Source organism: Pseudomonas sp. 8(2025) (genome assembly GCF_052665325.1).
In genome coordinates this window covers 288,297-307,431 of record NZ_JBQOIE010000001.1, presented here as the reverse complement: position 1 = coordinate 307,431, position 19,135 = coordinate 288,297, and the positions used below count along the sequence as shown (strand labels likewise).

The following is a 19,135-nucleotide window of genomic DNA, read 5'->3' as shown; positions in this document are numbered from 1 at the left end:
TTCAAGGTGCCCTTCGCGTTTGTGTCGCCTGGAGCAGGCATTGGCGGGTGTCGCATTCCACCCTCGGTCTGATAACGTGCGTCTATCGATTGCAGCCGTTATGCTTGGCCGCAACCTCACGGACGCCCGCTATGACTCTTACAGAATTGCGCTACATCGTTACCCTCGCCCAAGAGCAGCACTTCGGCCATGCCGCCGAGCGCTGCCATGTCAGCCAGCCCACCCTGTCGGTCGGCGTGAAAAAGCTTGAAGACGAACTCGGCGTGCTGATTTTCGAGCGCAGCAAGAGCGCCGTGCGCCTGACCCCGGTGGGCGAGACCATCGTCGCCCAGGCGCAAAAGGTCCTGGAGCAGGCCCAGGGTATCCGTGAGCTGGCCCAGGCCGGCAAGAACCAGCTGACCGCACCGCTCAAGGTCGGGGCGATCTACACCGTCGGCCCCTACCTGTTCCCGCACCTGATTCCCCAGCTGCACCGGGTCGCCCCGCAGATGCCGCTGTATATAGAAGAGAACTTCACCCACGTACTGCGCGACAAACTGCGCAACGGCGAGCTGGACGCGATCATCATCGCCCTGCCGTTCAACGAGGCCGATGTCCTGACCCTGCCGCTGTACGACGAACCCTTCTATGTGCTGATGCCCAGCGGCCACCCCTGGACCAAGAAGGAAACCATCGACGCCAACCTGCTCAACGACAAGAGCCTGTTGCTGCTGGGCGAAGGCCACTGCTTCCGCGACCAGGTCCTGGAGGCCTGCCCAACCCTGACCAAGGGCAACGACGGCGCCAAGCACACCACCGTGGAATCCAGTTCCCTGGAAACCATCCGCCACATGGTCGCCTCCGGCCTGGGCATCTCGATCCTGCCGCTGTCGGCCGTGGACAGCCATCACTACGCCCCCGGGGTGATCGAAGTCCGCCCCCTGACCCCGCCCGTGCCGTTCCGCACCGTGGCCATCGCCTGGCGCGCCAGCTTCCCGCGGCCCAAGGCCATCGAGATCCTCGCCGACTCGATCCGCCTGTGCTCGGTGGCCAAGCCGCCCGCCGCGAGTTAAGCGCTCGCAATGACTGAGCTGTCGAAAGTGCCGGTCACGGCACTCAAGGGCGTCGGCGAAGCCATGGCCGAGAAGCTGGCCAAGGTCGGCCTGGAAAACCTTCAGGACGTGCTGTTCCACCTGCCCCTGCGCTACCAGGACCGCACCCGCGTGGTGCCGATCGGCGCCCTGCGCCCCGGCCAGGATGCTGTGATCGAAGGCACCGTCAGTGGCGCCGATGTGGTCATGGGCAAGCGCCGCAGCCTGCTGGTGCGCTTGCAGGACGGTACCGGCGGCCTGAGCCTGCGCTTCTACCATTTCAGCAATGCGCAGAAGGACGGCCTGAAGCGCGGCACCCGTGTGCGCTGCTATGGCGAAGCCCGGCCCGGCGCCTCGGGCCTGGAGATCTACCACCCGGAATACCGTGCCATCAGCGGCGACGAGCCGCCGCCGGTGGACCAGACCCTGACACCGATCTACCCCCTGACCGAAGGCCTGACCCAGCAGCGCCTGCGCCTGCTGTGCCAACAGAGCCTGGCCCTGCTGGGCCCGCGCAGCCTGCCTGACTGGCTGCCGGAAGAGCTGGCCCGGGACTATCAGCTGGCGCCCCTGGACGATGCGATCCGCTACCTGCATCACCCGCCGGCGGACGCCGATGTCGACGAACTGGCCCTGGGGCACCACTGGGCCCAGCACCGCCTGGCGTTCGAGGAATTGCTGACCCACCAGCTGTCCCAGCAGCGTCTGCGCGACAGCCTGCGCTCACAGCGCGCCCCGGTGCTGCCATTGGCCAGGAAACTGCCGGTCAAGTACCTGAAGAACCTGGGCTTCGCTCCCACCGGCGCGCAACAGCGCGTGGGCAACGAGATCGCCTACGACCTGAGCCAGCCCGAGCCCATGCTGCGACTGATCCAGGGCGACGTGGGCGCCGGCAAGACCGTGGTCGCCGCCCTGGCCGCCCTGCAGGCGCTGGAGGCCGGCTACCAGGTGGCACTGATGGCGCCGACGGAAATCCTCGCCGAGCAGCACTTCATCACCTTCAAGCGCTGGCTCGAGCCCCTGGGCCTGGAAGTCGCCTGGCTGGCAGGCAAGCTCAAGGGCAAGGCCCGCAGCGCAGCCCTGGAACAGATTGCCGGTGGCGCACCGATGGTGGTGGGCACCCACGCGCTGTTCCAGGACGAAGTGCAGTTCAAGAACCTGGCCCTGGTGATCATCGACGAACAGCACCGCTTCGGCGTGCAGCAGCGCCTGGCCCTGCGCCAGAAAGGCGTGGGCGGCCGCCTGTGCCCGCACCAGTTGATCATGACCGCCACGCCGATCCCGCGAACGCTGGCCATGAGCGCCTACGCCGACCTGGACACCTCGATCCTCGACGAACTGCCTCCCGGTCGCACCCCGGTGAACACCGTGCTGGTGACCGACAGCCGGCGCATCGAAGTCATCGAGCGGGTACGCGCCGCCTGCGCGGAAGGGCGCCAGGCCTACTGGGTCTGCACCCTGATCGAAGAGTCCGAGGAACTGACCTGCCAGGCCGCGGAAACCACCTTCGAAGACCTTTCCAGCGCCCTCGGCGAATTGCGCGTAGGGCTGATCCACGGCCGCATGAAGGCCCCCGAGAAAGCCGCGGTGATGGCCGAGTTCAAGGCCGGCAACCTGCAACTGCTGGTGGCCACCACGGTGATCGAGGTCGGGGTCGACGTACCCAATGCCAGCCTGATGATCATCGAAAACCCCGAACGCCTGGGCCTGGCCCAGTTGCACCAGCTGCGCGGCCGGGTCGGGCGCGGCAGCGCCGCCAGCCACTGCGTGCTGCTCTACCACCCACCGCTTTCACAGATCGGTCGCCAGCGCCTGGGCATCATGCGTGAAACCAACGACGGTTTCGTCATCGCCGAAAAGGACCTGGAGCTGCGCGGCCCCGGGGAAATGCTCGGCACCCGGCAGACCGGCCTCCTGCAATTCAAGGTCGCCGACCTGATGCGCGACGCCGACCTGCTGCCGGCGGTACGCGATGCCGCCCAGGCCCTGCTGGAGCGCTGGCCGGACCATGTCAGCCCGTTGCTGGAGCGCTGGCTGCGCCACGGACAGCAATACGGCCAAGTGTGAACCAACACTCAGTTAGTGAACCCTCGCCATAACCAAGCTGGTTATACTCGTCAAATTGTAGAAAAACGGATACCAGACCATGACAGAAGTTGCCCTCGACATTGCAACCCCACACGCTCCGTCTGTTATCCGGTTGCTGCTCGGCAAGCTGGCCATCAGCTACAACGAAGTGATCGACCAGCCGGGCCTGCCGGCTGCGCGCAAGGTCCAGGCGGTACTGCTGGACGACGCCGTCGGCGCGCTGATGGTGCTGTTCCCGCAGAGCCAGTTACTGGACCTCAACCGCCTGGCCGAACTCACCGGCCGCCGCCTGACCGCCGTTTCCACCGAACGCCTGGAGCGCATGCTCGGCAAGCACAGCCTGAGCCTGCTGCCCGGCCTGCCGGCGCTCACCAGTTCACCGTGCCTGTACGAAGAAAGCCTGCTGCGCGAGCCCTGCCTGCTGATCAACTCCGGCGAGCCCGGGGTACTGCTGGAGATCACCAGCGAAGCCTTCAAGAGCATGCTCAGCAAAGCCAGCGCCGGCAACTTCGGCGAGCCCCTGAGCAGCATTCGCCCCAACCTCGACCGCCCGGACGATGACCGCGAGGAGATCTCCCAGGCGATGCAGGCCTTCACCGCGCGGCGCATCCAGCAGCGCCTGGAAGCCACCATCGAGATCCCGCCCCTGGCGGAAACCGCGCAGAAGATCATCAAGCTGCGGGTCGACCCCAACGCCACCATCGACGACATCACCGGTGTGGTGGAAACCGACCCGGCCCTGGCCGCCCAGGTGGTCAGCTGGGCCGCCTCGCCCTACTACGCCTCGCCCGGCAAGATCCGCTCGGTGGAAGACGCCATCGTCCGCGTGCTGGGCTTCGACCTGGTGATCAACCTGGCGCTGGGCCTGGCCCTGGGCAAGACCCTGAGCCTGCCCAAGGACCAGCCGCAGCACGCCACGCCTTACTGGCAGCAGTCGATCTACACCGCCGCGGTGATCGAGGGCCTGACCCGCGCCATGCCCCGTGCCCAGCGCCCGGAAGCCGGCCTGACCTACCTGGCCGGCCTGCTGCACAACTTCGGCTACCTGCTGCTGGCCCACGTGTTCCCGCCGCACTTCTCGCTGATCTGCCGGCATTTGGAGGTCAACCCGCACCTGTGCCACAGCTATGTCGAACAGCACCTGCTGGGTATCAGCCGCGAACAGATCGGCGCCTGGCTGATGCGCTACTGGGACATGCCGGAAGAGCTGTGCACCGCCCTGCGCTTCCAGCACGACCCGAGCTACGACGGCGCCTATGCCGAGTACCCGAACCTGGTGTGCCTGGCCGTGCGCCTGCTGCGCAGCCGGGGCATCGGCTCCGGGCCCCACGAGGATATCCCCGACGCCCTGCTGGAACGCCTGGGCCTGACCCGGGACAAGGCGGACGACGTGGTGAGCAAGGTGCTGGAAGCCGAAGTACTGCTGCGGGAACTGGCTTCGCAGTTCAGCCAGGCCTGAGCCCATTCGCCGGCCCGCCCGCTCCTGCAGGAGGCGGCTTGCCGGCGAAGTTTCCCGGTCAAGCCTTGGGCTTGGCCTTTTTCGGTTTCAGGTACTTGGTCAGCCCCTGGAACCAGATCACCAGGGCCGGGTTGCCCTTGATCTGGATCGACTTGTCCTGAATACCGGTCATGAATGCCAACTGCTTGTTCTTCGCCTGCAGGGTGGCGAAGCCGTAGGCGGCATCCTTGAAGGCGATGGCGAATGCCGGCTCGGGATAGAACCCCGAACGGCTGGTGACGCGCTGGTCCTTGACGAAAAAATGCCGAGCAACCTTGCCGTCGAGCGTCTGCAGCTGGAACACCAGCTCCTTGTCACCCAACTGTTGCTGGAAAGCAGGATTGTTGCGGCTGGCTTTGCCCATCAACAGGCCAAGCACCCAGAGAAGAAAACGGAATTTCATGCACGGCGCCTCAGTGGAATTATTGGATGGCCGGCGCAGTTTAACCTGTAACTCGAAGAGCGCCAGCCGATCTGTTCGATTGCTCGGAGATCGGCTGGCGTTCAACGCTTATCGCGACATCTTGTCAGACAATCGCCAACTCAGACGTTAGGGCAAGGCACCGGTGCCCAGTCACCCAGGTCCGGGTTCTTGCACATGCTGTTGACCTGGGTCTGGCCGGTGGTCGCGACCTTGTTGCTCTCGGCCTGCTTGATCTTGGCATCCTGGATCGACCTCTCGGTGCTCACCGCTTCCTGAGGCACGGTCGGCAGCTTGGGCTGCTTGACCTTCTGTGGCTGTTTTCTCTTGCCACCGGTGGTCACCGTGGTGGTATCGGCGGTGGCGACTTTCACCACGTCGGTACGCTGCACGCCCACTTGCTGCAGATCCTGCTCGTAGGCCTGGTTGTACTTGCTCAGGTCTTCGCTGGCACGGCCGTTCACCGCGGTGATCAGGTCGTTGGACTCCTTCAGGCCGCTGACGATTTCCGCCAGGCGCTTGCGCCCTTCCACGTCATTGATGGTGTTGGCCTTGCGGGAGCTGATCAGGCTGTCGAAGGCGCGCTGGTAGCAGGTCTGGGAAGCGCGGGCATAGGCCGTGCTGCGGTCGATGTCGGCCGCGCTCTTGTTGACGTCGGCAGCGTAGGAAGCGATGCGCTGGTTGTCGTCGGCGATCTGCTTCTGGCGCTCGGTGTAGTAACCGGCTGCGCCACCGGCCAGGGCACCGCCTGCGGCACCGATGGCGGCGTTGCGGCCACGGTGGTCGCCGTCACCGGTCAGGGCACCGAGCAAAGCGCCGCCGGCAGCGCCCAGGGCAGCACCGGTGACCACCGACTTGGTCATGTCCGAATCCGTGGCGCGCAGGTGCTGCACCGGCTCGTAGCAGCTCGGGTAGTACTCGACCTTGGTGGTCGAGGCGACCTTGGACACCGGAGAGGTCGCGCAACCGGTCAATACGGTGCTGAACCCGGCGGCAACCAACAGCAGGTGACGCTTGGACGTTGAAGCAAATGGGTTGCGGGAAAAAAGCATGTTCGTGATCTCGATTAAGTTTGACCAACTCGGCGCGACGCAATGTCGTCCGAGATCCTCCAGGCTCGACAGACAGCGGCCGGTCATGACTTCTGACCGGTCGATGCGAGCAGTTCCTTCAAAATCGTCGCCGGGTCGGCTCGCCGTTGCTGGCGATAATTCCCGACATGGCGAACGAATAACGTAGCGCGCGTCACCAGGCTCTTGCCGAGCACCGGCTTGCGATTGAGCTCTTCCTTGATTCGTTGAAATTGCGCCTGGATCACCGCGTCGGTGTAACGGGTGCCCGTGGCCAGGTTGTCGATGTAGATCGCCACCGCCCCGTCCAGCGCGCTGCGGCCGTTGTCGATGGCTTCGGCGAACAGCTTGGCGCTGGGCTCGTCCTTGGCATCGATGGCCTGCTGCTGGCTCTTCTTCAGGTTGGTCAGGCGGATGTTGTAGTTGTTGATGGTCTCGGCCACCAGGGCCGACGACTGGATCAGGTTGCCGGCCGCCTCCTCGCGCTGCTGGGCGATCAGCGAGACGTTGCGCTTGAGCTCTTCGTTGACCAGCCCCAGCTCCGCCTGCAGGCGCGGGTCGACGCTGGCGGCGATGATGGCGTCCAGGCGCTTGGTGGGGTCCTGGGCGTCGTCGATGGCATCGGTCAGGGACGCCAGGCGGCCTTCCTTCTGCCACTGGGCGAACAGCTCCTTGTAGCGCGAACGGGGCGCCGACAGCGCGCCGATGGCCACCCGGAAACCGGTGGTTTCGTTGCTCTGCTCAGTGCCGTCGGCGCCAAACAGCGGGTACTCGCGGCGCATCCCGGTGAACAGCGTGCCTTCGCCTTCCAGGTAGTTGCCGCCCTTGACCACGAAACCGCCGTAGGTGCCCTGGCGGCGCCCGGCGCGCACCAGCTGGAAGGACTCCTGGACCATCTCGGCGGCGTTGCCGATCACGTCGAACATGCCGATGGGGTTGGGCAGCTTGGTGCCGATGGGCATCAGGCGCGCGGCCTGGCCGGTGCCGCCGGCCACCTGGTTGAACACCGCCCAGTCCGCCAGCGGGCCGTCGTCTTCGCTGCCCTCCACGCGCCGCGGGAACAGGCGGCCTTCCAGCTCCTGGCGGCTGACCGCCTGGCCACCGCGGGCGGCGTATTCCCACTCCACCTCGGTGGGCAGGCGCACAAAGCCCAGGCCACCGTCTTCCGAGGAACTGCCACGGCCGCTGACCGGCAGCAGGTCGCGGTGGTTCTTCATCAGCCAGGCGCTGTACACCGCGGCAAAGCGCTCGGCCTCGAAGCGCGACAGCTTGACCTTGGGCAGGCGCCCCTGCAGGCCCTCCGGCGCCTCACAGGCCGGGGCCGGATCACCGCTGGCCAGGGACTGGGCCTGGGCCATGACCTGAGCGTACTGGCGGGCAGTGACCTCGTACTTGCCGATGAAATACAGCATTGGCTTGAGGGGCACCCCGGCGCCACTTTTCGGCAGCGCCGGGCCAATGGTCTTGCCCCAGGCGCCAGGCAGGTCCTTGAGGGTGAACTGGCCGTTGATGTAGTCCCGGCGATAGCCGGAAATGAACGACTGCTGGTAACCGCTCTCGCCCTCGCTGAAGGGGTAGCCGAGGTTCACCTCACGGTCGTCCAGGGTGCCCTGGGCCAGCACGTAGACGTAGCGGAACACCATCTCGCCGTCGCAGGGCAGCGGCAGACTGACGTCGTCCGGCAACGGCTTGGGGTTGTCCATCTTGTTCGCCGGTTCTTCGGCCCACACGGCCCCGGCCAGGGTCATGGCCAGCACGGTGCTGATCAACTTATACATCGCGAATTCCTTCACAGGCTTCTATGCGCGACACCCGCCAGCCGCCCAGCGCGGCGGCCAGGGTACTGACGCCCAGCGTCGCCAACAGGGCCAGCCCGTAATGGGCCGGCAGCAGGTGGCTGGCGTATTCGCCGGGCGCCTGCATGAACAAATGATTCAGCCCGGCCTGGGCCAGGCCATACAGGGCGCCGCTCAACAGCGCGGCAAAACCGGCGCTGTACAGCGCCTGGGCCACCACGAACAGCAGCAGCGCACCGGTGGAAAACCCCAGCAGGCGCAACACCGACAGCTCCCGGCGCTTGCGCTCCACCGCCGCCAGGGCCCCGGCGAAGATCGCCGCGAAGGCACCCGCCAGGGCCAGCCCGGCGATCACCCAGAAGACGATGGCCAGGTTGCGGCTCAAGGACTGCACCTGGGCTATGGTCTGGGCCTGGGTCGACACCAGCAGGCCGCGCTCGGCGAAATACAGACGCAATGGCTCGACATCCCCCAGGTCGCGGGCATACAGGCGAAACGCCGGGTAAACCCGCTGCCCGGCAGTTGCCTGGGCATCGCCGAGCCAGCCCAGGGCCGCCACAGCGCGTCCGTCGCGGTAATCCTCGGCGGCCTCCAGCAGCGCCAGCGGGGCGAACAGCGCGTCCCGGGCAAAGGCCTCCAGCGGTAGAACGCCCTCCACCTGGACCCGGGTCCGCTGTACCTCGCTGCGCCCCGCCACCTGCCGGCCAAAGGTCGCCTGCAACCAGTCCCCCGGCTGCACCCCAAGCTTCTCGGCGGTGGTGCGGCTGAGCAGCACGCCACTCATGCCCCGGGGCGCCGGCAAGCGCCCGAGCAAGGGGTCGCCGGCCGCGGTGGGGAGCATTTCCACGGTCAGGCCGATATCCCCCGTGCCCCGGGACAGGTCCGCGGTGGCGGCGATCTGCCGGGTACGCGGTAAGGCAAAGGCCACGTCCGGACGCTGCCCCAACTGGGCGATGAAGTCGGCGCTGAAGCGCCCGCCGCCCAGGGGAATGATCTCGCGCACCGCCGGGTCCTTTTCCAGGCGCTCGGTGAGGCTGCTCACCAGCCCGAACTTGAGCCCGAACAGCACCAGCAAGGGGGCGATCACCGCCACCAGGGCCAGCACCGAACAGGCCGACAGCCAGCTGTCGGCCCGGTAGTCCTGCCAGGCCAGTGCCGCGGTCAGGGAGGCGCGCATCAGCAGGCCTCCCCAAGCGTGGCAGTGACTCCGCCATCGGCGTCGCGCTGGCAAGCGATGCGTCGTACCTGCAAGCCGTTGGCCCGGGCCAGGGGTTCGTCGTGGGTGGCGATCACACAGCACACCCCCTGGTCCCGCGACTGCTGCACCAGCAGTTGCATCACCCGCTGAGCGTTCAAGGGGTCCAGGGCCGCTGTCGGCTCGTCCGCCAGCAATACCTGAGGGTTGTGGGCCAGGGCCCGGGCGCAGCTGACCCGCTGGCGCTGGCCCACCGACAGCGCGGCGGGTTTCTTGTGCAACTGATCGGCGATCTCCAGGCGCTCGGCCAGGCGCCGGGGAATGCCCTCGTCCGCCAGCCCCAGCAACTGCCGGGGCAGGCTGATATTCGCGCGCACGTCGAGAAAGCCCAGCAGACCGCCGGTCTGCAGTACATAACCCAGGTGCCGGCTGCGCAACTGTGCCAGCGCGCTGTGGCCGTCGCCGCGCCAGATCCCGGCAATGTCGATGGCATCCCTGGCCGGGGAGAACTCGAAGCGCGCCGCCGAATCCGGGGCCAGCACCAGCGCCAGCAGGTCCAGCAGCGTGCTCTTGCCGCAACCGCTGGGGCCGACCACCGCCAGTTGATCACCGGCACGCAGTTGCAGCCTGGGGATCACCAGGCTGTAGCGTTGGCGACCCTCGCCGCGGCTCTTGTGCACCTGCGCCAGATTGAGCATCACGGCAGGGTCGACAACGGAACGCGGTACAGGGCATCACCCGGCTCGGCATCACCGAAGCGCACCCAGTTGGCCAGATCGTTATGGAAGGTTTCGTAGAGGCGGATCTTCGAATCCAGCTCGTCGATGAAGTCTTCCTGCTCGGCCACGCTCAGGGACAGCCACAGGTCCTGGGTCATGTTCAGCGACTTGCTGCGGTACGGCAGGCCTTCCAGGTATTCCCCCAGCACGCCGCCGTCGGCCAGGTTGCCGCCCTTGCGCAGGGCCGACGGGTCGCGGCTCATGTAGGCACTGGCGCTGGCGATTTCCTGGAAGAAATCCTTGGGCGAGGTCTGGGTCTTGCGCGCCGCGTCGACGATCAGTTTCAGCGACTGCTGCAAGTCGTTGAGTTGCAGCTTGGTGAGCATCACACAGACCTGGAACGCCGGCAGCGCCGGGTTGGTCAGGTCGCGGTCGGCGGTCCAGGCGCTGACCAGCTGGGGCGCCTGGCTGGCGGACTTGCGGCCGAGGAAATCCATGTGCATGGCGTAGCCGATGGCCGCCGACTTCTGCGCGATGCTCGGCGCCGCCGCCAGCACCGGGACTTCCTGGCTCTGGTTGCTGCGCACCTGATGCACCAGGTCGGCGAACACCGTGCCGATCTCGTCGACCCGCTCGCCAAACTTGCCCACATCGCCACCGGGCACCGGAATGTACAGGTCGCCGATCTTCGGGTTGGCGTCGGCGGTCAGCACCCGGTACTGGGTTTCCGCCTGGGCGTGGTTCTTCTTGCCGGCATCGGTGCGCAGGTGCAGGGCGTAGATCTTGATCTGCTTGCCCAGGGCTGCCTGGCGCACTTCCGCCTCGTTCATCTGGGTGCGGCTGTAAGGGTCGTTCTTGCGCAGCGCCCCGGCATCGCTGACCAGCAGGATCAGGCGGCCGCCATAGTCTTTCCAGTCCATGCCCTCCACGGCCTGCATCACGCCGGCAAAGGCGTCTTCGTTGAACGAATGGCTGGAGACACTGGTGGCCTTGACCTGGCTCACCAGCTCCTGGAAGCGCTGGGGATCGCGACCTTGGTCCAGGGTCACCAGGGTCTTGGTCACGTACTCCAGGCCCGGGGTCTTGCTGGTGTTGTTGCGAAAGCCCACCAGGCCGAAGCTGACGCTGTCCAGCTCGCCGCGCTGGGCGATCTTGCTTTGCAGCTCGTGCACCACATCGCGCACCTGGTCGATGTAGGGCTGCATCGACACCGAGGTGTCCACCACCAGCACCACCGCAGTGCGGAAGGCATCGCCGGCCGCCGGCGGAGCATTGGCCGGCAGGCGCTTGCCGCTACTGTCGCTGATGCTCTGCGGGCTGTTGCCCGGGTCGATGGAAGCCACATTGAGCAACTGCACCGGCTGGCCGTTCTCGTCGAAACTCTCCTTGGAATCGAAGATCGGCAGCAGGTAGAACTGGTCCTGTGGCACCGCGCTGGCGTTGGGTTCCAGGGCCAGCACCTGCTGTTCGTCCTGGGGGTTCTTCTGTGCCTTGAGCAGCAGGTTCTTGGCCGCCGCAGGGTCCGCCAACAAACGCTCCAGCTCGCTGGCCTGACGCACGAACATCACCGGTGCACGACCGGAACGCTCGGTGAATTTCAGCACCAGACTCTGCTTCCAGTCGCTGACCTGTTCGGCCGGCAACCAGCCGGCGCTGCGACCATCACTGGCGGCCCCCAGGCGCAGCCAGGAGCGGCCGTCGAGGTTCTTGCGCTGATACACGTAGAGCACCGAGAACGCCGGCACCGCCTGGCCCGGCGCAGCCCCAGGCTCGCTGGAGAAACTCGCCCCTGGCTTGCTCAGCACCCGCTGGAACAGGGTTTTCTTGCCCGGCATCAGCAGCGGTCGCTGGCCGCCGTCGACATCCGCGGCCACCGGCTGACTGGCCGGGGGCGCCACCACCGCAGGCGTGGTGCCGGCTGTCGAGGCGGTCTTGGGTTCTGGCGCCGGGCTGTCGCCCGACAGCCACCAGTAACCGGCGCCCGCCACTGCCAGGGCCACCGCCACGGCGACCCCGGCCAGGGCCAGCACCGGGCCGCGCCGCTGTTCGGAAGGCCCGCTGCCGGCTGGAGGCAGATTGGCCGTGCGCGGCGGCGCGGGCGGCTCCTCGGGCGGCTCGCGGCGCGGCGCCGGTCGGGGTGCCTGCTGCGGGATCTCGATGGACACCGGGGTCAGCCCGGCCAGGTCGTTGCCCTGAGGTACAGGCTGCGACGCAGCCTGGGGTGGCAGCGGCAAGGGCTGGATCAGCGTCGCTTCCACCTCGGCGGTGGCGGCCGGCAGGTTGTCCAGGGCCGCCAGCAAAGCGGCGGCATCCGGGTAGCGCTCGGCCGGGTCCTTGGCCAGCAGCTTGCGCAGGATGTGCTGGTAGCGACCGTGGTGCAGCGGCAGCTCCGGCAGCGGCTCGGTCAGGTGGGCCAGGGCCGTGGACAGCGCGTCGGTGCCGTTATAAGGCAGCTCGCCCACCAGGATTTCATACAGCACCACCCCCAGGGCATAGAGGTCGGCGCGGCCGTCGATGTCCTGGCCACGAGCCTGTTCGGGGCTCATGTAGCTCGGGGTGCCCACGGCAAAACCGGCCTGGGTGAACTGGGTGCGGTCGTCCAGGGACTTGGCGATGCCGAAGTCCGAGAGCACCGCGGTGCCGTCGGCGCGGAACAGGATGTTGGCCGGCTTCACATCGCGGTGTACCAGCCCCTGGGCATGGGCATAGCCCAGGGCCGAGGCGATCTGGCGGATATAGGTCAGGCCCTGCTCCGGGGTCAGCCCGGCGGCGATGCGCTCTTTCAGCGTGCCGTTGGGCAGGTACTCCATGGCCATGTAGTACAGCTCGCCGACATTGCCGATGTCGTGGATGGTCACGGTGTGCGGGTGCGACAGCCGCGCCAGGGTCTTGCCCTCGCGCAGGAAGCGCTCGCAGAAGCTCGGGTCGGCGGCCAGCGCCGCGGCCATCACCTTGAGTGCCACCTTGCGTTCCAGGGAACGCTGGGTCGCCAGGTACACGCTGGCCATGGCGCCTTCGCCAATTTCGCCCTGGATGTCAAAGCCGGGAATCAGAATGTCCATGGTCAGTGTCCTGCGGCCTTGATCACGATGGCGGTGATGTTGTCCGGAGCGCCCCGGGTCAGGCCCAGGTGGATCAGGCTGCGCACCACGTCATTGGGCTCGCTGTGGCTGAGCACGTCACGCAGCTCAAAGTCCTCGGCGGTCTTGTTCAGGCCGTCGCTGCACAGCAGGAAGGTGTCGCCGTCCTGCACCTGCAGGTCGACCTGGGACAGCTCCAGCTGGGCCTCGACGCCAATCGCCCGGGTCACGATGTTGGCCCGCGGGTGCACCCGCGCCTCGGCCTCGCTGAGCAGGCCGCTGTCCTGCAGGTCCTGGACGTAGCTGTGGTCCCGGGAAATGCCTTCCAGCTGTTCGTCCCGCAACCGGTACAGGCGGCTGTCGCCGGCCCACAGGCACACGGCCCGGGCCCCGCGTACCGCCAGCAACACCACGGTGCTGCCCATCATGGTCACCCCACGGTTGGCGGTTTCCTCGCGCACCGCGGCGTTGACCGCGGCCAGGCCGTTGCGCAGCGCGGCGACATAGTCGTCCAGGCTGTCGGCGGCCGGAACCGCCCGCAGGCTGTCGACGATCAGGCTGCTGACATAGTCCCCGGCGGCGTGCCCGCCCATACCGTCGGCCACCAGCCACAGGCCGGTCTCCGGGGCTTCGAGCCAGGCGTCTTCATTGATTTTCCGCACCATGCCGACATGGCTGTAGCTGGCGGACTGGTAGGACAGTTGCGGCGCTGAACGCATTTAGACGGCACCCTCTTGTCCGAGCAAAAATTGCGCAAATTCACTGGCCGGCGGCAAGCCCTGGCAGCGCAACAGCATTGGGCTGATGTACTGCGAACCGCGCCCCCACCAGGCACTCGATCCCGCGCAGGCCTGGGCCGCGAGTACCGCGCCCCGGGCCTGTGGATCGCTGACGTAAAACCGCTGCAGGCCGGCGTAGTGGCTGCCTTCGATCCGGCTGGCCGGGCTTGGCGCGCCCAGGGCCTGCAAGCCCTCTTCCAGGGCTTCGAAACTGGCGCCCTCTTCCAGGGTCGCCAGCAACAGCTCTTCCACCTGTTCGAACCACTGCTCCGGGCCGCCGACCAACGAAGCCAGGTCGGCCTCGGGCTCCAGCAGCGCAGCCACGGTCAGGGGGAAATAGCGCCCCACGCGGTCGATGCTCGGCATCACCACCCCGACCGCCGCCTGGGGCCCGCAGACCCCGGGGGCCAGGGCGAAGCGCCACAACGGGCTGATCAGGTAGGCGTTCAGCCACTGCTCGCCCAGGGCGTTCTGGCTGGCCAGCAGCCCCGCCGCCAGCCAACTGTCCCAGGGGCCGATGAAACTCTGCGGCAGGCCACGGCTGACAAAATCGCCACGGCTGGCCAACTTGCCGTACAGGCCCGGCGCCGTCATAGCCGCTCCGGCAGGCTGAAGCCACTGAGCACCCGGCTCTTGAACGGGTTGAAGGCGCTGCTGGCCCGCAGCTCGTAGGAAATGCTCGCACCGTCCACCCGTAGCCGCAGGTTGAAGCGGTCCGGCGAATTGGTGGCGGTCAGGTCCGACTGCTCCAGCAGGCGGAACCAGGCCCAGGGGCCATCCAGGGTGATCCCGGAACGCCCGGTGGCCGAAGGCGGCATGATCGACAGGCGCACCACGCCGATGCTCCCCGGGTTGGGCCATTGCATGGCCACCGGCCGGCTCGGGCCGTGGTCGTAGCTCAGTTGCTGGCCGTCCAGGTCGAGGAGGAACTGGCTGATATTGGCGTCCATCGCCACCGGCTTGAGTTCGAAACGCACGGCCGGCTGGGTACCGCCACTGGAGCGGAAGAAGGCGTCGCGAATGTTCGAAGCGCGCTGGAAGGTCTGCAGCACGCCAGGGGAAATCCCCAGCTTCTGCGCCGCGCCTGGCTGCCAGCTCCAGGTGGTGGTCGAGGTGTTGACGTAGGGCTGCAGGTACTTGCGGAAGTAGTTGTCCATCACCCCGCCGGTGCCGAAGAACTGGCCGAAATCTTCCAGGGTCGCGTCCCGGGAGCTGCCCGGCGACATCGGGTAACGGCCGCTCAGGGACTGGCGATAGACGTTCACCACTTCGCTGACCCAGGCCGCGTTCAGCTGGTTGCGCACCCCGCCCATCATGGTGTTGGTGGTGGAGCCCACCACCGACTTGACCAGCCCCTGGACCACCGGAGGCTGACGCTCGGCGGTCAGGCTGACCCGCGCCGCAGCGGCGCTGGCCTGGTTCTTGGCCTCGCCCAGCAGCGCGTCGCCGCTGGCTCCGACCATGGCGCTGACCTGCACGTACAGGGCGTTCATGTCCGCCAGCAGGCCGTCGATGGCCGCCGGCTCGCCCTCGCCCTTGCTCACCAGGCTGTTGAGTTCGGCGAAGTGCGCGCTCACCGGGTCTTCGCTGCTGGCCACGGCAGCCGGGTTGGCCGACTGTTCCTGGCCCAGCAGGTTACCCAGGCGTTGCTTGAGCTGGTCCACACCGCCCTCGACCTTCTGGCCCTGGGCCGCCAGCAGGCGTTCTTCCTGTTGCAGGTCGGTTTCCTTGGCCACGGCCACCAGCAGCTTCTTCAGCGGCGAAGTGGGCCCGGAAAGAATCCGCAGCACGTCGGCGGCCTGGGCCACGCTGGTGATCGGCACGAAGTCGATGTCCGCCAGCAGGGCGTCCCACTGGCGCAGGTAATCCTGGAAGTACAGGCGGCGCACGTCGGCGGCAAGGCTGGCGACGTTCTGCTGGTCGGCCTGATCGCGACCCAGCACCCACTGTTCTTCCGCCAGGGTGCCTGCCTGGTTGAGGCTGGCCAGGAGGAAGCCCTGGCGGTAGCCCTTGGCGGTAAACAGCCCGCTCAGGGGCTCGCTCAACGGCTTGCCGCTCTTGCGGGTGAACACCAGCGCGGCGTCACGGCCACCGGCCTCGCTGAGGCGAAAGTCCGGCACGCCGTCCGGCAGCTTGGCGCGCTTGACCCGGTCATACACCCGCTGGGCCACCGGCAGCTGTTGCAGCTGGCGGCGCAGGTCGTCGATCAGGCGCTGGTCCAGGCGCGCATTGGGCGGATGCTTCTCGAACAGCGCCTGCAGGTGGCCGGTCAGGGCCTGGCGTTGCTCGGGCGGCAGGTCGCGGGCCAGGGTGTGATCCCAGTCCAGGGTGATCCAGGCCTTGATGAAGTCCGGGTCGTAGTGCTCGCTGTCCGCCAGCATCAGGTAGGCCTTGAGCCCCTCGTAGAGGAAGTCCGAGTTGCCGCCGCTGTGCAGTTGCTCTTCGATGCGGGTCATCAACCGTGGGGCGAACACCGCCACCAGCAGCTTGCGATAGACGCTGGCGGACTCGGCTTCGAGCATGTCGCCCTGGTACAGGCCCAGGCCTTCGGCCCAGCCCGGGGCGTCGCCGGCCAGGTGGCGGGTGGCGTTGAGCAGCGGCAGCACCGCCAGCACATCGCGCTGGGCCGGGCTGAGGTTCTGCACGTCCTGGCGCACCGGGCCGACGCGCTGGTCGACCTGGGCAATGTAGGCCTGGTTGGCCCTGTAGCTGATGATCCACAAGGTGCTGACCACCAGCACCAGGGCTACGGTGCCAGCCAGGGCGCCACGGGCGATCCATTTGCGCCGGCGCTCGACCTTGGGGTTGACCCCCACCAGCCCGCGCTCGGCAAAGGCCACGGCACTGAACAGCTTCTCGATGAAGTAGCTGCGCCCGGTGCCGGTCTGCCGCGCCAGGTGCTGGCGGTCCAGGTTCATGCTCTGGGCCATGGCGCCGATCAGGCGGTCGATCGGGCTGCCTTCCTGGGTGCCGCTGGTGAAGTACACCCCGCGCAGCAGTACCCGCTCTTCGAAGGCATTGGGCTTGAACACCCCTTCCAGGAAGCTCTGCAAGGATTCCTTGAGCGCTGCGAACTGCTGCGGAAAGCCGTAGATCAGGTCGCGCCGCGCCGGGTCGCGTTCCTGCTGCAGGCGTTCCACCAGGCGCTCGTTGAGCCGCTGCTCCAGGGCCGCCAGTTCCGCCGGCAGGTGGGCCAGGGGGCTGTCACCGCTCTTGCCGTCGTCCAGGGCGAAGGTCATGCCCCAGACCTGGGCTCGCTCTTCCTTGCTCAGGGAGTCGAAGAACTCCATGAAACCCGGCACCAGATCGAGCTTGGTGAGCATCAGGTAGATCGGGAAGCGCACTCCCAACTGGGTGTACAGCTCTTGAATCCGCAGGCGGATCGCTGCGGCGTGGGCAGCGCGCTCCGCTTCGCTGCCGAGCAGCAGGTCGGAGAGGCTGATGGCAACGAAGGCGCCATCGATCGGCCGCCGCGAGCGCTGGGTTTTCAGCAGGTCGAGAAAGCCCAGCCAGGCTGCCTTGTCCACCGTGGCATGGCTGTCCTGAGTGGTGTAGCGGCCGGCGGTATCGAGCAGCACGGCCTGGTCGGTGAACCACCAGTCGCAGTTGCGGGTGCCGCCCACGCCGCGTACGGCACCGGCGCCCAACTGGGCGGCCAGGGGGAAATGCAGGCCGGAATTGACCAGTGCGGTGGTCTTGCCGGAACCCGGCGGACCGATGATCACGTACCACGGCAGCTCGTAGAGATTGCGTCGCTCGTCACCGCCGAGCTTGGCCTTCTTCAGCAGCGCCAGGGCTTCGTCCATGCGCTGGCGCAGGGCGGCCAGTTCCTCGGCAGTGGCCACGCTGTCCGGGTCCGGCGGGGTGTCGGCGGCCAGGCTCTGCAAGACCTTGGCCGCATTCCGACGGGCCTGGATGATGCAAAACACCCGGTAGCCGATCCATAGCGCGAAGATGAAAATGATCAGCGCCCAACGCCGGCCTTCCGGTACCAGGAACTCCAGCAACGGGCCAATGAACCAGATGATCAGGCTCAGGGCGATCAGCCCCAGCAGCGGGATCACCCAGCGAATCACAAAACTGAAAAACGCCTTCACTCGACCCCCTCCGCCAATACGCTGATTTCTACCCGACGATTACGTGCCCGCCCTTCGGCGGTGGCATTGGTTGCCAGTGGCTCGGTGTCGCTGCGGCCTTCGGCGCTGAAGCGCTCCGGCTGCCCGGTCTTCGCCGCGAGGATCTGCAACACCGATTCGGCGCGCGCCTGGGACAGCTTCCAGTTGGACGGGAAGCGCAAGGTGGCGATCGGTCGGTTGTCGCTGTGGCCGGTGATCCGTACCTGGCCCTTGACCTTGCGCACGGCGTCGGCGATGCGCAGCATCAGCGGCTGGTAGTCGTCGAGGATGCTGGCGCTGGCCGAGGCGAACAGCTCGTCGCCACGGATGGTCACCACCGAACGGTCGACGGCATCTTCCACCGCCACCCGCCCGGCCTTGATGTCCTCGGCGAGGAAGCCCGCCAGGCGCGGACGCTCGACAATCTTCGGCTGGATCACCGGGCGGTCCAGGGTCTGCACCGGGATCTCGCCCAGGGCATGGATGTTCTTGAACACCGGCTCGGCGTCCGCCGCCAGTTTCAGGCGCAGGCCGAACAGCAGCGCCAGGAGCAGGGCCACGCCGATGGCGATGCCGACCCAGGGCGGCATGAACTGGGCCAGCCGGTCACGGGCCACGGTGACCCCGCGCCAGTGTGGCGACAGCTCGCGCTCGTGCTCGCCACGGGCGCTGCGGATGGTGGCCGCGGTGCGCTCGCGCAGGGCCTCGAGCTGGCTGCGACCATCGATCATCACCCGGTAGCGGCCTTCGAAACCCAGGCACATGCACAGGTACAACAGCTCCAGCAGGTACAGGCGCTCGCGCGGGCTTTGCAGGCAGTGCTCCAGCAGCTGGAAGACCTTCTCGCCGCCCCAGGCCTCGTTGTGCACGGTGATCAGCAGGCTCTGCTTGCCCCAGTCGCTGGTGCTGCCCCAGGGCGTGCTCAGCACGGCTTCATCCAGGGCAGTACAGAGCGCATAGCGCGCCAGCAGCACGTCGTTGCGCGGCACGCCGGCCGCTTCCGCGCGCTCCTCGAACTGGCGCAGGTAGGCCAGCAGTTGCGCCCGCAGGCTGGCCGGCGCCGGGTGCGCCAGGGTGCTGCGCAGCCTTGTGAGCAAGGCCAGCAGTGGGCCCGCGGCGCTTTCCAGGGGGTTCAGGCCACGGGCCTGGCCGGCCGGCAGCGGCGCCGCCGGCATGGCCAGCGACGGCGCGGGCGCAGCAGCCGGGCGCCCGGGCTCGGGAGCACGGCCACCGGGGCGCGGCATGAATTGGGTACGGTCGTTGGGCGGGGACGGCTGCCCTGGCGAATCATCGAAAGGATGCAT

Annotated in this window: 13 protein-coding genes; 3 read left to right on the top strand and 10 right to left on the bottom strand. The window is 67.3% G+C overall.

The annotated features are described in order from the left end of the window. Positions 1–131 precede the first annotated feature (131 nt). From ACUXVH_RS01440 to ACUXVH_RS01430, 3 genes are all read left to right on the top strand, one after another. The gene (locus ACUXVH_RS01440; RefSeq protein ID WP_011064238.1) at positions 132–1,052 is read left to right on the top strand and encodes a hydrogen peroxide-inducible genes activator; all 921 of its coding nucleotides are present in this window, start codon (positions 132–134) and stop codon (positions 1,050–1,052) included. A gap of 9 nt (positions 1,053–1,061) precedes the next feature. Next, positions 1,062–3,137 (top strand): ATP-dependent DNA helicase RecG, encoded by a 2,076-nt coding sequence (gene recG, locus ACUXVH_RS01435; RefSeq protein ID WP_015637474.1) that lies wholly within the window; start codon positions 1,062–1,064, stop codon positions 3,135–3,137. 79 nt (positions 3,138–3,216) lie between these two features. Further along, on the top strand, positions 3,217–4,617 hold the full coding sequence (locus ACUXVH_RS01430) for an aminoacyl-tRNA deacylase and HDOD domain-containing protein (protein ID WP_011064240.1): 1,401 nt from the start codon (positions 3,217–3,219) through the stop codon (positions 4,615–4,617). 58 nt (positions 4,618–4,675) lie between these two features. Here ACUXVH_RS01430 and ACUXVH_RS01425 read toward each other — a convergent pair whose 3' ends face one another. From ACUXVH_RS01425 to ACUXVH_RS01380, 10 genes are all read right to left on the bottom strand, one after another. Then, positions 4,676–5,059 (bottom strand): hypothetical protein, encoded by a 384-nt coding sequence (locus ACUXVH_RS01425; protein WP_015637475.1) that lies wholly within the window; start codon positions 5,057–5,059, stop codon positions 4,676–4,678. A gap of 140 nt (positions 5,060–5,199) precedes the next feature. After that, a complete protein-coding gene (tagQ, locus tag ACUXVH_RS01420; RefSeq protein ID WP_011064242.1) occupies positions 5,200–6,129 on the bottom strand; it encodes a type VI secretion system-associated lipoprotein TagQ in 930 nt (309 codons plus the stop codon). Positions 6,130–6,212: 83 nt separating this feature from the next. Then, positions 6,213–7,895: a formylglycine-generating enzyme family protein gene (locus tag ACUXVH_RS01415; protein WP_230493612.1), complete on the bottom strand. Its 1,683-nt coding sequence runs from the start codon at positions 7,893–7,895 to the stop codon at positions 6,213–6,215. Positions 7,896–7,917: 22 nt separating this feature from the next. Then, the gene (locus tag ACUXVH_RS01410) at positions 7,918–9,120 is read right to left on the bottom strand and encodes an ABC transporter permease (protein WP_011064244.1); all 1,203 of its coding nucleotides are present in this window, start codon (positions 9,118–9,120) and stop codon (positions 7,918–7,920) included. Then, entirely contained in the window at positions 9,120–9,836 is a 717-nt protein-coding gene (locus tag ACUXVH_RS01405) for an ABC transporter ATP-binding protein (protein ID WP_011064245.1), read from the bottom strand. Before ACUXVH_RS01405 ends, ACUXVH_RS01410 begins: the two co-directional genes overlap by 1 nt. Further along, positions 9,836–12,919 carry a serine/threonine-protein kinase gene (locus tag ACUXVH_RS01400; protein WP_123397705.1) on the bottom strand — a complete coding sequence of 1,028 codons (3,084 nt, stop codon included), beginning with the start codon at positions 12,917–12,919 and terminating at the stop codon, positions 9,836–9,838. The genes ACUXVH_RS01405 and ACUXVH_RS01400 overlap by 1 nt, the downstream gene beginning before the upstream one ends. 2 nt (positions 12,920–12,921) lie before the next feature. After that, positions 12,922–13,656 (bottom strand): PP2C family protein-serine/threonine phosphatase, encoded by a 735-nt coding sequence (locus ACUXVH_RS01395; RefSeq protein ID WP_053160444.1) that lies wholly within the window; start codon positions 13,654–13,656, stop codon positions 12,922–12,924. Next, positions 13,657–14,310, bottom strand: a complete 654-nt coding sequence (gene tagF / locus ACUXVH_RS01390; protein WP_011064248.1) for a type VI secretion system-associated protein TagF — start codon at positions 14,308–14,310, stop codon at positions 13,657–13,659. After that, positions 14,307–17,813: a type VI secretion system membrane subunit TssM gene (tssM, locus tag ACUXVH_RS01385; RefSeq protein ID WP_011064249.1), complete on the bottom strand. Its 3,507-nt coding sequence runs from the start codon at positions 17,811–17,813 to the stop codon at positions 14,307–14,309. Before tssM ends, tagF begins: the two co-directional genes overlap by 4 nt. Further along, positions 17,810–19,135, bottom strand: a complete 1,326-nt coding sequence (locus tag ACUXVH_RS01380) for a DotU family type VI secretion system protein (protein WP_011064250.1) — start codon at positions 19,133–19,135, stop codon at positions 17,810–17,812. Before ACUXVH_RS01380 ends, tssM begins: the two co-directional genes overlap by 4 nt.